We start from the raw sequence: 14504 nt of genomic DNA, 5'->3' as shown, positions 1-14504 counted from the left end.
GTCCTCGTCATGCGACGACTGTGCGCTCAGGGGGCTTCGGCGACTAAGGTCTAGGGTCCTCAGATTGACGGCCACTGGTGATCCACGCCGTGGTGTCCTCGACCTGCCCCGCGGGGAACTTCCGGATCTCCGCAGTGATGAAGTGTGACACCAGGTGCTGTGCAACGCCCGCTATCGGCGAATCAGTGACGATGGCAATCTTTTTCACGTGTTGGTGATGGTCATGGACGAATCGCAGGTGCGTCACCATCGCCCCGAAACTGTCCCATCCCGGAAAATGTGGAGCGTCGATGATGAGGCCGGCAAGGTCGCCGCCCTGCTCGATCTTCGGGTCGACAGTTTGGTTGAGGGCGGCAAAATCGCCGGTACTCAACGGGGATTCCGGGTGAATGGTGAGAATCGAGTTGTCCGAGTCCCATTGTTGATCGATCACGGTTCACTCCTGTGCTATCAGTCTGAGCGCAAAGTTGTTGTGCAGCAGCGGGTAATTGCCGGTTCTAGCCGCTGAGCAGCATCAGGTTGCCCAGCCGGCGAGTGTGCGTCGCAGCTGACGCGACGGAGATCAGGTGAGCGAGCCCGTTCTCGATGCCGCGGGCGAGATCTTCCGTGTCGAGCTCGGCGTCGTAGTCGCCGATGACGCCGAATGTCAGGCGATCTGCGTAGCTCATGATGGCGATGCCCGTGCGCATGCCCATCGCAATCGGCGGTACCGGCACGAGCGCGGCGATCTGACGACCCATCAAGCGCATGCGCCGGCTCGGGCCCGGGACATTCGTCGTCACGGCAACGACGCCATGTTGCGGAAGCCGGCCCAGCAGGCGCACGGCCGACGCCATGATCGGAAATGGAATCAGGTTGGCTGCGGAAACCACCAGAGAGCCGGCCTGGCGCTGCCCACTGCCTTTCGCCGTTGTCAGCCTCTTGTGGACCAGCCGAAGCTGTTCGAGCGGATCCGGCCGATCGACGGGGAGGTCAGGCAGCAATATGGAAACCCGGTTGTCGGGCACGTGGAGCAGTTCGGCCGGCCGGACGGAAACCGGCACCACGGTACGGATCGGCCCGGCCGAAGGCTGCATGTCGTGCCGCAGCATCGCAGACCGGAAACCGTCGGTGATGGCGGCCAGAGCCACATCGTTGACCGTGACGCCGAACCGTTTCGCGACCATCTGGACATCCTGCATCGAGACGTCGACAGCACTGAATCGACGCATGTCGCTGAGCTGACCGTTGAGCGGTTGGGTCGATGTGGTGAGCACGCCGGCCACGAGTTGAGCGGCCCCGAAGGCCATCCGTACTCCACTGCGCGCCGTCGACCGCACCATCCGCCACGCATCGGTGCCGAGCGCGATCGGATTGAAGGGGCGTGAGGGATGCCGGTCCGATACCGAAGGGAGGCTGAGGATTTCATCGTGGTCGGCCCACTGGTTGTCGCAGATGCCCGCGAGCATCGCTGTCGCCGCGACACCGTCGGCGATGCAGTGGTGCAGCTTCACCACGATCGCCCAGCGACCATCGGCCAGGCCGTCCAGCATCCAGGCTTCCCACAACGGACGGGACCTGTCGAGACGGCGCTCCATCAAATCGGCGACCGCGCGATGGAGCGCGGTGTCATCACCGGGCGCTGTCACGGTGAGTCGGCGGACGTGGTGGGTGATGTCGAAACTGGGCGCCGGTACCCATTCTGGAGCGCTGAGATCGAGCGGATAGGAGTGCAACACCTGTCGGCAGCGGGGGAGCGTGGCCGACCGCTCGTCGAGCACAGTCATGAGTTCGGCGAAGTCCGGCGCCGGGCCTTCCATGAGGGCGACCACTGCGACAGCAAGATTGGCGTGGCTGTCGGAATCCTCCGCCTGCAGGAAACCGGCATCGAGAGCGGTGAGCTGATTGTCGTTCATCGGTTTCCTTTACGGGCCGGCCCGCGGGCGGTGCGGTATTCGCGAATGATGTTGCGCCTATCGGCGGTTCGTCAGCAGGGCTGATGGACCGCGGTCGTAGGGACCTTCGGCACCTGTGGCCTTCCGGCTATATGCCAGAGGACTTTTGACCCGTGTGGCCCTCAGCCGAGTGGCGCACCATGTGGACATGCGGTTGTCAGAAGGTCTCGACGGTGAACACCAGGGACAGCTTCGCGGTATGACCGGCGTGGCACTGATTGCGGCGCCAATATTCATCGGTTGGATGTTCGGCGATCTCTCGTCGGTCCGCCTGGGACTGCCGGATGACGCAGTGGCACCGGCGAAAGTTGCTACGGCACAACAGCAGGCGCCGCCCGCATCGCAACAACTGCACACGTGGCTTGCACGACTCGAATCGCCGCTGGACGCGTTGCTGATCCAGCGGGACAACATGACCAGGGCGGCGGCCAGCGCCGACATCGCGGGAATCCACCGAGCCTGCGAGGCCGGCCAGGCGGCCGTGCCGCCGCTACAGATATTGTTGCCGAGCCCGGATGCGACCCTGACCACTGCCCTGCGGCAGACTCTCGATGATTTCGGCTCCGGGTTCAGTGAGTGCCTGGCCGGAATTCGGCATCAGGACGTCGCCGACATCGAGATGGCCTCGGTCTATCTGTACCGCGCGAACAACGATCTCCGAACGCTGATGGCCGTGATCGCGCGTGAGCTCGATGACGCCGACTCCGGGACCCAGGACGTCGTGCCGATCTGACGCCGAGCGTCGAGCCGAATGCCGTTGGAGCGCCTCAAGACTCGGAGGTCGCGGTGACGGACGGTGCCGGTCGACGATCCGGTGACCACCCGACCGCGGTCAGATACAGTCCGGCCAGTCCGGTGACGATCACCCCGGCCTGCCACCACGGTGCGCCGGCCAGCACGTCCTGTCCCGTGGTGAGGTACGCCCCGGGGAACGTCATCAACGCGACACCCTTGAGCACCGTCAACCAGCCCAGCACCGACACGGTGGCGGCGGCAGCTCCGCGCCAGTACGGGTGCAGTGTGACGACAACCAGTCCCATCGGTAGGACGAATGCGCCTGTGACCCAGGGCCATACGGAGTCGTCTCCGAACGTGTGCAGCAGTGTCTTGACGTAATCGGCCCGGGTGACCAGTGAAGCGGCCGCGACGACGAGGTAGGGCCCGAGCACCCGGGCGAACATCCGGGTGCGGTGCGCGATCATCGATCCGTCTCTTCGGCGTCAGTGGGCTGTGAGCCCAATACCGGGTTGTCGTCGTGCAGAAGGGAAACGACGTCCGTCAGCGCGCGGCGCGGGGTCGCGGGCAGGGGGTCGGCGTTGAGGGGTGCCCAGCCGACCCGGATGAGCATCTGCGGGAACAGCTCGTCACCGAAAACGTCCGACCGGACGATCGCTCGGCACGCGGGATTTTCCAATGCCTCCGTGACGGGGCATGTGGACAGTCCCTGTGCGGTGGCAGTGAGCAGAACCGCGCTCGTCGCTTCGCCGGCCCGCAGTCGATCGATCGGAGCATCGGTCGAGGTGCCGAGTGCCAATAGCGAACCGTTGTCATCACTGGCCGTCGTACCGGCGGCCTGCCCGAGCACGGGACCGGCGAAGATGCGACTCGGGAGAGCTGCACCATGGTCGGGCGTGGGTGTACTTCGAGCGGGCACTCCGGCCACGGAGGCATAGCGCCCGCTCCAGACCGTCAGTTCGGTGAGATAGTCCAGATCATGCACATGCTGCAAAACAGCCTGCCGCAGTGCACTTGTGAGGACGTCGTTGAGCTTCACCCGGCGTAGCCCGATGCCCAGACGGGCGGCGCGGGCGGTCATCAGAGCGATGTCTCCGAGCGGGACGGGCCAGCCGCTGTAGTAGCGCCGGTCGGTTCTGCGCCGCGGAATCGCTGCGGCGAGCGCGATGTCGGGCTGCTCCGGGGTGGCGGGGGTCAACTCGATCGCGGCGAGGTGATCAGGTTCGGCGGGATTGGGGAATCTGCGCACGGTCGGCTGCCAGCCCAGCGCGTGGAAGGCCACGGTCGCGTGGTGCAGGGCCGCACCGCAACTGATCAACAGGTCGCGGCCGTCGGGGTCGGTGTGAATCAGGTGCAATGACGATTCGGCGTACAAATGCACACTGTTCGAGCCGATCCGCCACCGCCACGGTTGCGTGTTGTGGACCGAGGGGGCACGCGTTGCCAGCGCCATGGCTGCGCAAATCGTCTGGTGGTCGGGGAACGTCTCGGACATCTGATTCACCTCGCAAGACCTGTCGTCGAGATCGACGCGGAGCGATTCAGGTCGCGCCCACTGCTCGTTTCTCATACGACGATCCTGCAGGCGCTCGGGCACCAGCGACAGAGCACTACGTCACTTGCTGAGAGGTCTTTGCCCGATGGCGACGTGCCGGCCGAAGCCGGGGCTCCGTCGTTGGCGGCCAATGCCATTGGTCGCTCACTCCAGGTTGCCCGTCAGGGCAGGGGTGCCCACCACCGCAGTACGGTGCCGGCGTCGACGCCGGGTTCGACGGTCATGTCGCCGCCGGTGTCCTGCGCCCGCCTGCGAAGGTTCGCGAGGCCGCTTTCGGTGATTCCGGCGGGCAGTCCCTGACCGTTGTCGGCGACTTCGATACGTAGGTCGTTGTCGACATTGACGGTGACGCTGACAGCGCTGGCCTTACCGTGACGGACGGCGTTGCTCACCGCCTCGCGGACGACGGCCTCGGCGTGATCGGCCAGGTCAGGCTCGATGACCGAGAGCGGTCCGTCGTAGCGCACCGTGGTGTGCAGCTCGTGGCTGGAGAAGGAGGCGACTGCGGCATCGAGGCGTTGACGTAACCGGGTGGTGGAAGCGGTGCTGCCGTGCAGATCGAAGATCGCCGTACGGATTTCGGTGATCACTTCCTGGAGGTCGTCGACACAGTCGGTGATGCGCCGCTGCACGTCGCTGGATTTTGCGCGCGGGATGGCGCCCTGGAGCGTCAGACCGACCGCGAACAGTCGCTGGATGACGTGATCGTGCAAGTCGCGGGCAATGCGGTCGCGATCCGCCAGCACGTCCAACTCACGCTTCTGACGCTGGCTGGCCGCAAGTTGCCAGGCGAGCGCGGCCTGATCGGCGAACGCGGCCATCGTGTCCAGCTGATCCGGAGTGAAATCCGGTCGGCCCCTACGCCGCAGCACGATCAGCACCCCGATGACGCTGTCGGTGGTGCGCAGGGGCAGCACCAGTGCCGAAGCCATGTCAACCGCTATCGCTTGCGGCAACTCCGCTGCCCGGCAGAACAAGGGCGTCCGAGCGTGAAAGGACCGGCCGATGGGGCCGTCGGCCGCCGGCGCCTCCAGCGATGATGCGCGGACGTCGCCGACGACGTCGATGACCTGGAGTTCGGTGATCTCGCTGCTCGGAGCATCGTCGTCCTCGGGAACCGCAATCAGCGTCGCGTCCGCGTCCGTCAGGGAGCGCGCTTCCTCCGCGATCTGGCGGAACACCTCCGCGGGCTCCGTGCCGGACAGCAGGGCGGTACCGATGTCGCGGGTGGCCTCGATCCAGGCCTGGCGTTGCTGTGACTGGCGGTAGAGCCGGGCGTTGTCGATGGCGATGCCGGCCGCCGCGGCCAGGGCTTGGGCGAGCACTTCGTCGTCTTCGCTGAAGGGCTGCCCAGATGCCTTCTCGGTCAGATACAGGTTTCCGAACACTTCATCGCGGATGCGCACCGGTACCCCGAGGAACGTGCGCATGGGCGGGTGGTTATCGGGAAACCCGACCGAGGCCGGGTGCGTTCGAATGTCCTCCAGCCGAATGGGTTTCGGCTCGTCGATCAGTACGCCGAGCACGCCGCGCCCTTGGGGAAGCGGGCCGATCTTGCAACGGGTCTCCTCATCGATGCCCTCGTAGACGAATTCGACGAGCTCGTGGTCGGTGCCCCGTACCCCGAGTGCGCCGTACCGGGCGTCGATCAGCTCGATCGCGGTGTGCACGATGGTGCGCAGTGTCTCGTCCAGTTCGAGACCGGACGTGACCGTGAGCATCGCCTCGACCAGACCGTCGAGCCGGTCCCGGCCCTCGATGATCTGCTCGACGCGGTCCTGGACTTCACTGAGCAGTTCACGCAGCCGGAGTCCCGATAGCGGCGCTCGCAGCGGATGCTCAGCGCTGCTGTCGTGGCGTGTCACACCGGTGATTCTGCCATCGCGGCAGTCGCGCGCCAGGAATTTGACGCCGCGGGCATATCAGTCGTCGGAGCGCCGCGGCCGGTCCAGCTTCGACACGAACACCGCGGCCTGGGTGCGTCGCTCCATGCCGAGTTTGGCCAGTAGCCGCGACACGTAGTTCTTGACGGTCTTCTCCGCCAGGAACATTCGGGCGGCAATCTGCTTGTTGGTCAAGCCCTCACCGAGCAGATCCAGCAGCACCCGTTCCTGATCGGTGAGGCCCGAAAGTGGGTCGGACCGCTCGGCGGCGTTGCGCAGCTTCGCCATCAAGGCCGCGGCGGCGCGATTGTCCAGCAGGGACCGTCCGGCACCGACAGCCTTGATCGCCTCGGCCAGTTCCATGCCTTTGATGTCCTTGATGACATATCCGCTCGCGCCGGCCAGGACCGCGTCGAGCATGGCCTCGTCGGAGGTGAACGACGTCAGCATCAGACACCGCAGGTCGGGCAGGCGCGACAGCAGATCGCGGCACAGCTCGATGCCGTTGCCGTCCGGCAGACGCACATCGAGGACGGCGACATCGGGTCTGAGCGCAGGAATCTGGGCCATGGCGTGCGCCACGGTTCCAGCCTCGCCGATGACTTCCAGATCCGGGTCCGCACTCAGCAGGTCGATGAGTCCGCGGCGCACGACTTCATGGTCATCGACGAGAAATACTGTGACCATTCGCGTGCCCTTCTGCACGCCGGCGGCGCGCTGATAAACGTTGACGTCTTGCTCATGACGATAGGCCAGGCCTCGGCTACAGGCGCTGATTACGTTGGCAAATCAGTGCCGTGCAGTTCACCTGGGGCGAGGCTGAGCGCGCCGTCCCCACGATCTCACCCATCCCGGGTCTCCGGTGCCTGCCGATCACCAGCAATTGGATCGAATCGGCATGGCGATCAAGGTAATTCATCGTGGAACCACGGATTGCGACGGGGTTGAACTCGATGTCCGGGTTGGCGAGGCGATACCGGGAGAGACGTTTGTCCAGCCGCGCAGACACGCCATCATCCTGCACTTTGTCCCGTCCGTCCGCAGGCGAGGTCGGCCGCGTTGCGAGCACCGTCAGGGGCACTCCGCGTAGCCGGGCTTCGCTGATTCCGGCCTCGAGAACGACGGCGCTGTCCGGACTTTCATCGACTTCGACCACGACGTGCCTGGGCTGCATCACCCCGTGGTGATTGCCGCTGCGGACGATTGCCACCGGACACGGCGCGGAAGTCGCCAATGTGGCCGCGGTCGAACCGAGTCGGTGCCCCGTGGCATGCGCGATGCCGAGCGAGCCCAGACACAGCAGGTCGGCAGATCGGCTGGCGTCCAGCAGGACCCGGGAGGGATGCCCCTGCAGTACTTCCCATTCCACTTTGACCGGCTGCTCTGTGGACTCGACCGCGACCAGCGCGCGCCGCACGGAGACGTCGGCGCACGCCAGATCTTGAGGTTCCTGCTGGGGATCGACGGCACCATGGCCGCGTGGCTCGACGACGTAGAGCAGGCGCAGGGGTACGTCGCGACTGACGGCTTCATCGACCGCCCACAAGGCAGCGTCAACCGACCACCGCGAGCCGTCGATGCCGACCACGACGGCCGATGACGGTGAAGCTGACTTGTACATCTTCGCACTCTCCTGACTTCACCCAGCTGACTATTCGTCGACGGTAGGTGCGATGACCGTGTCCGCGGCAGGGGCATTGGTCCCTAGTTGCCTGACCGTGGGCCCATGTGCCCTAGTGAGCGGGCTGGTGACTTGCCATCGTCGACGATATGAAGAAGCAACTGGCAACGGGTGTAGCGCTTGCGGCTGCACTGTGCGTAGCGGGCCGGCGGTATCGCAAGTGGGCGGCCGCCAGGCGCACATCCAGCGCTCCGCCATCAATTCCGGTCATCAGAGCCATGTGGCCGGAAGCGGAAAACGTCCGCCAGCTGGCGTCGCGGTGTCGGTGGCGGGACGTCCTCCAGGGCTGGGGCGGTGCCGATGCGGACCAACACCTGGGGCAGGGGATGGCCGGTGAGCGCGCTGATGATGTCGCAGGTGGCCGGGTGCTCCGTCAGGTGGGTGAGCGTGCAACTGGCTAGGCCCGCGACGGTGGCTTCCAGCAGCACTACCGACAACGTCTCGCCGCACGCCAAGATGTCCTCGCGCGTATCGCCGAGTGCGGAGATGACCACCACGGTGGCCTGGTCATCGCCGGCATGTTGGCGACGCTCGCGGACATGGGAAACCGGGAACGAGCGTCCGATGTCAACCCAAAAACCTTCTGCAGCCGACAACAACGCACTGTGTGGAATACCGGTTGTACTCTCAAAAGACGAAGTCCACCAGTCCAATTCGGCGTGATACGCGGCGTCGTACATCCGTAGCGCATCGGTTAGATGTGAGGCCTGGGCTACTTCGGTGCGTTGTCGGGCGGTCAGGACGTCAACCTGGGCCGGGTGATTCACCGTTGCCAGCCGCAGCATTTCGACCAACGCGGGCCGGTCTGTCACTGCGCCGAACGGAAGTCGATCGGATCGCCGGCACAATATCGCGTCTGCTGCCCGCCGCTGTGCCGGTGTGACGCCGGCGGCCGACTGGAAGCGGATGTCGGCGAGGTGCCGGTGGTTCTCGGGGTCGGGAAAGCGCTCTACCTTTGTGGTCCAGCCAGTTGCGGCCATCGCCACGCGGAGATGGTCCAAGGCCGCGCCGCAGCTCAACAGTGCCTGGCGGCCTGAACCGTCGGTGGTGACCAGCCAGCCGGCGTCGAGATACAGCTTCAGCGTGGCGGATTCGAGCACCCAATACCACGGCTGGCTGTTGTGGATCGACGGCGCTCTGCAGGCCAGAAGTACCGCATCTTCGATTTCCGCGAGGGAAATAGTGGCTTTCGTCATGCGGCGTCCTTCTCGACAACAGCGAGGTGCACCTAGAAGCCTGCGACGGTTCGGACGCTTCGCACAGGGTCGGAAGTCATCATTACCTCGGCCGTTGGCGGTCAAGCACGTCATCGGGTGTCGACAGAGCACTTTTCGGATCTCGCGAGGACCTTCGACACTATGCCGTGTTCGAGCAGTGCGGTCAGATGGCATCGGAGAGCTGCATGACCACTACGGCACAAGGACTTTTGATGAACATCCAAGCCCCGGTCAATCCGGTCGTCGTCGGCATCGACGGTTCCAAACATGCGGTGCGCGCTGCGCGCTGGGCCGCACTCGAGGCGGCGAGCCGGGACACCACGTTGCGGCTGGTCTACGTCATCGACTCGGATCATGCCGACCACCAGGAGAGCATCGACCGCGCTCAGCACGCGTTGCACAAGGCGTGGAAAGCCGTGACCGCTACACGCGTCGACGTGAAGCTCGAATCAGAGATTCTCTCGGGCACCCCGGCTGAATGCCTTGCCGATGAGTCCCGCCAGGCGGCTGTGGTGTGCGTCGGCGACCGCGGAACACATGACACGCCTGATGCTCCGCGCGGATCGACGGCTGTTGAGGTGGCCCGGAGCGCGCCAGGCTCAGTCGCGATCATCCGGCGGAAACATCGCGAGTTCGACCATCGCAAGTGGATCGTGGCTGTCCTGGACGAATCAGCCTCTGCTGCAGCAGTATTGAAGGCTGCTGAGTCTGATTCGGCATGGCGTGATGCGCCGATTCTGATGCTGGAGCCCTGGTCGCATTCGGGTGAGCCGGTCGATGTCAGCAATCCGGTGCACGCCGCTCTGGAGCGGTATTTGAGAGCCGCGGACAACAGTTACCTCGAGTCGGTCACCCTGGCGATGCCGGGGCATCTGAGCAACTTGCTTCGGCAGAGTGCATGCATCGACCAGCTTGTCATCGTGCGGGGAGACGACCGGGACTTGGTTGCGGAACTGACCGGCGACGAAATGCGCGAGACCTTGAAAGGTTCGGACTGCACACTGTTGTTCGTCCGGCCGGCCTACCGCCCATCACGTGGCAATGGAACAGCTTGCCACCAGAGTTCGACCGAGCTGCTGACGGTAGGGCAGTCATGACCCAGGTGCTGCATCAGCCGATCCGGTGCACCCAATCGGCAACCAGACAAGGGTCGGTGGCGACCGAATTCAGGACGCGGCAGTCCCGTGACACCGCCCGTACGGACTGGATTGCCCACGTTGCGGCGAAACTCGCTCTTCGCGAGGGGCGCCACGATACCGCGCGGGATGCGGAGATCGCGGGCTGGTGCCGGGAGACTGCGATGCAGTTCGCGGATGCCCGAATTCAAGCGTTCGTCCCACTGTTGGTCGAGCGGATCGTCGCCGACCGCATTCGGCGTGGCAGTGATTTGGGCTGCTAGTCGGCATCCCGGACGGTCAGCAGCACCTTTCCGACGGTCTTGTCGGAGTCGAGCAGCCGGTGCGCCTCAGGGGCGTCGGTGATCGGCACCTCCGCCGCGACGACAGGCACCACCGCTCCGGCGTCGATCAGTGGCCACAGATGCTGCCGCAGGGCGCTGATGATCTCGGCTTTGGAGCCGGGGCCTTCCTCCGGCCGGCGCCGCAGGTTCGTCACATGTACCGATCCTCGTTTGAACAGGAGCGTGCCGAGATTCAGTTCGGCGACGGCGCCACCCTGTAAGCCGATGATGGTCAGGTGGCCGTTCTCGGCGAGGGCGTCGACGTTCTTGCCGAGGTAACTGCCGCCCATGATGTCGAGAATGACGTCGGCGCCAGAGTATTCGGCGTTGACCACCGCCGGGAAGTCCTGGTCGCGATAGTTGATCAACGTCTGCGCGCCGAGTTCGCGGCAGGCGTCCAGCTTGAATTGTGTGCCGGCCGTCACCGCCACGTTGGCCCCGAGTGCGCGCCCCACTTGTATTGCGTGCGTGCCGATTCCGCTGCCGCCGCCGTGAATCAGCAGCGTCTGCCCGCTCTGCAGGCCACCGGTCATGACGACGTTCGACCACACGGTGGCCGCCGTTTCCGGCAGCGCCGCGGCGGCGATGACGCTCACGCCCTGCGGCACGGGCAGCACATGACTGGCGGCGACGTTGACGCGTTCGGCGTACCCGCCGGCGGCCAGCAGGGCACACACCGCATCACCGGGTGCCCAATCCTGCACTCCGGCACCGACTTCGGCGATGTAGCCGGAAACCTCGAGGCCCGGGATGTCGCTGGCGCCCGGTGGTGGCGGGTAGAAGCCCATGCGCTGCATGACGTCGGCGCGGTTGACGCCCGCCGCCACCACATCGATGGCGACCTGGCCGGGCCCGGGCGCGGGAAGGTCGTCGACCTTGGCCCACTCCATCACCTCGGGCTCACCGTGGCCGTTGAGAGTTGTCGCGTACATGTTATTTGCCTCCGGGGATGGGGAATTGGGTTGGTTGTGATTGACGGACTGTGGTCGGGGTCATCGCCCGCTACTTCTCGTGGGTCTGTTCGGGTAGGTCTTCCGGCGTGCCAGGTAAGCCCGTGGGCTGGAGCCGTTCCAGCGGTGGAAGGCGTGGGAGAAGTTGCTGACATCGGTGTAGCCCAGCCGGTTGGACACCTGCTCGACCGTCATGCCGCTCTGCAACAGCTCCGTCCCGAGGTGGTGGCGCACTTCGTCGAGCAGTTTCCGGAACGACGTGCCCTCGGCCTCCAATTGGCGGCGCAGCGTTCGGGTACTGCACGAGAGTCGGTCCGCCACCTGGGGCAGGCTCGGCGGGTTGGCGGGGTCGGCCAGCAGCAGGTCACGGACCAGGCCGGCCCGGCCGGTACGGGCTTCCCGCTGTTCGAGCAGCATCCGGCACTGCTGCTCGGTGAGCTTGGAGGTGTGGCTACTGGCTTGCGGCAGAGGAATATTCAGCAGGCCGGACTCGATGGTGACCGATGTTTCGGTGTCATCGAATTCCGGCGTGGAGCCGAACATGTCTTCATAGAACGTCACGGCCGGCCCCGGATCGGGGAGGGCGAAGCTGATGCGGCTCGGCGGCGGGGTGGCGCCCAGAATTTCCCGGTACAGGTTGGGGATGGCCGCTGCGTCGCGCTCCAGGACGAACCTGCGGATCGGTGCCGGCACGGCGCGGGCGTCGATGACGATCGTCAGATCGTCACCGTGTCGGCGGGTCTCGAAAGTGCAGAAGGCGTAACTTAATTGGACGAATCGCACAGCGACATCGATCGCCTCGCCCAAGGTCGGGCTGGTCAGGATGGCGAATCCCCACAGCCCGAACGCCGTGACCGGGTACCGGGCCGCCGCCTGCAGGCCGAGGCCGGGCTGATCACCCAACGCGGCAACGATATTGGTGATGGCCCTGAGCTCCTGCTGCGCGGTGACCTCGGCATCGGGAACGCGAATCGCCGCGGCCGGGATCCTGGTGCCGGCGAGGCATTGCTGCGCGGTCAAGCCGAAGTCGGCGGCCCAGTCGAGCATCACCGTCAAGCTCGCGGCAGACCGCTTGGAGTGCAGGTCAAGCGTCGTCATCGGTCGCGCAATCGCTCGCGGTACTCGCGGGGCCCGACGCCCTTCCACCGGCGGAACGCCTGCGTGAAGCTGGAGGTCTGCGAATAACCGAGGCGGTCGGCTATTTCGGCAACCGGCATCCCGCTCGCGACCAGTTCCTCGGCGAGTGCCTCACGGGTTTCCTCCTGCAGATCGCGCAGCGACACCCCCTCCTGAGCGAGGTGCCGGCGTAGCGTGCGCGCGCTGACAGTCAGCTGCCGCGCGGCCTCGTCGAGTGTCAGCACGGGCGCCGGACTCGACAGCATCATGTCGCGCAGGAGGCCCGCGACACCGGCACGTGCAGACCGCTGTCGCAGCAGTTCGACGGCTTGCTTCTCGGCCATCGAGCGCGCGTACTGGTTCGCCTGGGGCAGTGGTTTGTTCAACGCGTCGAGGCTCACGATGAGGCAGTTCTGCGGTGCGCCGAAGTCGGGCTCGACGCCGAAGATGTCGACGTACTTCCGCACGATGTCATCCGCGGGCCGCTCGGTGGTGTACGCGACCTGCAGCTGGGCGTCCGATGACATGAGCAGGTCACGCTGCAGCGTCTGGATACCGGTGCTGTCGCGCTCGACGGCGAACTGACGCAGGTCGGACGGCAGGTGGGACGGGTCGAGGATCAGCCGGCCGTAGCCGTCCGTCATGTCGGGCGACACCGTGAGCCGGCACAGACAGAAACTGAGCGCAGCCAGCGATACGCCCACCTGCATCGCCTCGCCCAACGTGCGCGAGCTCATCAACGCCAGGCCCCAGATTCCGGGCGAGGCCGCATGGCAGCGCAGCCCGGCTTCGATGCCGAGGCCGGGGACATCAAGGGCAGCAAGCATATTGGTGATGATCTGGATCTCGTCGCGCAGATGCACTTCGGCGTCCAGGTCATCGAGGGCGGAGCGGGTCAGCGACGTGCCATGCAGTGACGCGGTGGCGGGCATTCCGTGTTCGGTCGCGAGATCGACGAGCAGAGCCACCCCCGCCGGTGAGCGGAGAACATCGTGCGTACTCACATGCTCCTCATTCGGCCGAATCCGGTTTCTGTCACCCTGCGGTACCGAGCCTAGGGGCCGAGCCGTCTCACGCAATAGGTGATGAATGGCCAACAAGTTGTGAGAAGTGGCCAACTCGTAGCGCCGCATTCCCGCCTGCGGAATTCTTGCCCTATGACCAAGCGCATCCTGAACGTCGTCACCAACGTCTCGCACTACGAGGACCCGTCCGAGCCGACCGGCCTGTGGTTGTCGGAGCTGACGCATGCCTACCACGTCTTCGCCGAGGCCGGCTACGAGCAGACCATCGTCAGCCCCCAGGGTGGGCTCTCGCCGCTGGAGCCGCGGTCGCTGAAGTTCCCCAACTTCGACAAGAGCGCCAAAGCCTGGAAAGCCGAGGCCGCCAAGATGGCGCTGCTGGCCGACACCGCCGCGCCGGCGGACATCGACTCGGCGGATTTCGACGCCATCTACTTCACCGGCGGCCACGCGGTGATGTTCGACTTCCCGGACAGTGAAGGACTGCAACGTATCTCGCGGGAAATCTTCGAACGCGGGGGAGTCGTGTCCTCTGTCTGCCACGGCTACGCCGGGCTGCTGAACACCACGCTTTCGGACGGCTCGCTGCTCGTGGCGGGCCGCAAACTCACCGGCTTCTCCTGGACCGAGGAAGTCGTGGCCCGCGTCGACAAGCTGGTGCCCTACAACGTCGAAGAAGAAATGAAGAAGCGCGGCGCACTCTACGAAAAGGGGCTCATTCCCTTTGCTTCGTACGTCGTTGCCGACGGTCGCCTCGTCACCGGGCAGAACCCCGGCTCCGCGAAAGCCACGGCCAAGAAGGTCGTCGAAGTCCTCGGGCGCGGCTAGTTTCCCTCCGAGCCGGGCAGATTCGGGTCGAGGGTGCGCACAGATCGTCAGATCCATGGTTGAGAGGCGCTGATCGCACAGTCGCGGCCAGATACCCGGTCGCGCCGAAAACGATGATCTGGTT

The 14504-nt window shown here is 65.4% G+C and carries 15 protein-coding genes; 4 read left to right on the top strand and 11 right to left on the bottom strand.

Going from position 1 to position 14504, the window contains the following annotated elements; all coding sequences use genetic code 11:
* Positions 1 to 43: 43 nt before the first annotated feature.
* Together ACJH6J_RS01300 and ACJH6J_RS01295 are read right to left on the bottom strand one after the other, a co-directional pair.
* On the bottom strand, positions 44 to 433 hold the full coding sequence (locus ACJH6J_RS01300; RefSeq protein WP_406803402.1) for an STAS/SEC14 domain-containing protein: 390 nt from the start codon (positions 431 to 433) through the stop codon (positions 44 to 46).
* Between the two features lie 64 nt (positions 434 to 497).
* Complete coding sequence (locus ACJH6J_RS01295) at positions 498 to 1895, bottom strand: wax ester/triacylglycerol synthase family O-acyltransferase (RefSeq protein ID WP_406802696.1); 1398 nt, start codon at positions 1893 to 1895, stop codon at positions 498 to 500.
* Positions 1896 to 2082: 187 nt separating this feature from the next.
* Here ACJH6J_RS01295 and ACJH6J_RS01290 point away from each other — a divergent pair, with 187 nt between their 5' ends.
* Positions 2083 to 2667, top strand: coding sequence for a hypothetical protein (locus ACJH6J_RS01290; RefSeq protein WP_406802695.1), 585 nt, complete (start codon positions 2083 to 2085; stop codon positions 2665 to 2667).
* Positions 2668 to 2701: 34 nt separating this feature from the next.
* Here ACJH6J_RS01290 and ACJH6J_RS01285 read toward each other — a convergent pair whose 3' ends face one another.
* From ACJH6J_RS01285 to ACJH6J_RS01260, 6 genes are all read right to left on the bottom strand, one after another.
* On the bottom strand, positions 2702 to 3115 hold the full coding sequence (locus ACJH6J_RS01285; protein WP_406802703.1) for a hypothetical protein: 414 nt from the start codon (positions 3113 to 3115) through the stop codon (positions 2702 to 2704).
* Positions 3116 to 3132: 17 nt separating this feature from the next.
* Complete coding sequence (locus ACJH6J_RS01280) at positions 3133 to 4164, bottom strand: Acg family FMN-binding oxidoreductase (RefSeq protein WP_406802694.1); 1032 nt, start codon at positions 4162 to 4164, stop codon at positions 3133 to 3135.
* A gap of 221 nt (positions 4165 to 4385) precedes the next feature.
* Entirely contained in the window at positions 4386 to 6098 is a 1713-nt protein-coding gene (locus tag ACJH6J_RS01275; RefSeq protein ID WP_406802702.1) for a GAF domain-containing sensor histidine kinase, read from the bottom strand.
* 48 nt (positions 6099 to 6146) lie between these two features.
* Positions 6147 to 6794, bottom strand: a complete 648-nt coding sequence (gene dosR / locus ACJH6J_RS01270; protein ID WP_406802693.1) for a hypoxia response regulator transcription factor DosR/DevR — start codon at positions 6792 to 6794, stop codon at positions 6147 to 6149.
* A gap of 76 nt (positions 6795 to 6870) precedes the next feature.
* Positions 6871 to 7695 carry a universal stress protein gene (locus ACJH6J_RS01265; protein ID WP_212814253.1) on the bottom strand — a complete coding sequence of 275 codons (825 nt, stop codon included), beginning with the start codon at positions 7693 to 7695 and terminating at the stop codon, positions 6871 to 6873.
* 290 nt (positions 7696 to 7985) lie between these two features.
* The gene (locus tag ACJH6J_RS01260; RefSeq protein ID WP_212814779.1) at positions 7986 to 8984 is read right to left on the bottom strand and encodes an Acg family FMN-binding oxidoreductase; all 999 of its coding nucleotides are present in this window, start codon (positions 8982 to 8984) and stop codon (positions 7986 to 7988) included.
* A 206-nt stretch (positions 8985 to 9190) separates the two neighbouring features.
* Here ACJH6J_RS01260 and ACJH6J_RS01255 point away from each other — a divergent pair, with 206 nt between their 5' ends.
* Both ACJH6J_RS01255 and ACJH6J_RS01250 read left to right on the top strand, forming a co-directional pair.
* On the top strand, positions 9191 to 10102 hold the full coding sequence (locus ACJH6J_RS01255; protein WP_244872882.1) for a universal stress protein: 912 nt from the start codon (positions 9191 to 9193) through the stop codon (positions 10100 to 10102).
* Positions 10099 to 10404: a three-helix bundle dimerization domain-containing protein gene (locus ACJH6J_RS01250; protein WP_212814255.1), complete on the top strand. Its 306-nt coding sequence runs from the start codon at positions 10099 to 10101 to the stop codon at positions 10402 to 10404. The genes ACJH6J_RS01255 and ACJH6J_RS01250 overlap by 4 nt, the downstream gene beginning before the upstream one ends.
* On the opposite strand, the gene ACJH6J_RS01245 is transcribed toward ACJH6J_RS01250, so the two are convergent.
* The 3 genes from ACJH6J_RS01245 to ACJH6J_RS01235 are packed head-to-tail and all read right to left on the bottom strand — an operon-like array spanning position 10401 to position 13534.
* Positions 10401 to 11396: an NAD(P)H-quinone oxidoreductase gene (locus tag ACJH6J_RS01245; RefSeq protein ID WP_212814257.1), complete on the bottom strand. Its 996-nt coding sequence runs from the start codon at positions 11394 to 11396 to the stop codon at positions 10401 to 10403. The genes ACJH6J_RS01250 and ACJH6J_RS01245 overlap by 4 nt on opposite strands.
* A gap of 60 nt (positions 11397 to 11456) precedes the next feature.
* Positions 11457 to 12512, bottom strand: coding sequence for an AraC family transcriptional regulator (locus ACJH6J_RS01240; protein ID WP_212814259.1), 1056 nt, complete (start codon positions 12510 to 12512; stop codon positions 11457 to 11459).
* Positions 12509 to 13534, bottom strand: a complete 1026-nt coding sequence (locus ACJH6J_RS01235) for an AraC family transcriptional regulator (RefSeq protein ID WP_244872883.1) — start codon at positions 13532 to 13534, stop codon at positions 12509 to 12511. Before ACJH6J_RS01235 ends, ACJH6J_RS01240 begins: the two co-directional genes overlap by 4 nt.
* Before the next feature lie 153 nt (positions 13535 to 13687).
* On the opposite strand from ACJH6J_RS01235, the gene ACJH6J_RS01230 reads away from it, so the two are divergent.
* On the top strand, positions 13688 to 14380 hold the full coding sequence (locus ACJH6J_RS01230) for a type 1 glutamine amidotransferase domain-containing protein (protein WP_212814261.1): 693 nt from the start codon (positions 13688 to 13690) through the stop codon (positions 14378 to 14380).
* The last annotated feature ends 124 nt before the right edge of the window (positions 14381 to 14504 follow it).

It is taken from the genome of Mycobacterium sp. SMC-18, from assembly GCF_045310895.1.
GTDB lineage: Bacteria > Actinomycetota > Actinomycetes > Mycobacteriales > Mycobacteriaceae > Mycobacterium.
This window is presented reverse-complemented; position numbering and strand designations above follow the sequence as displayed.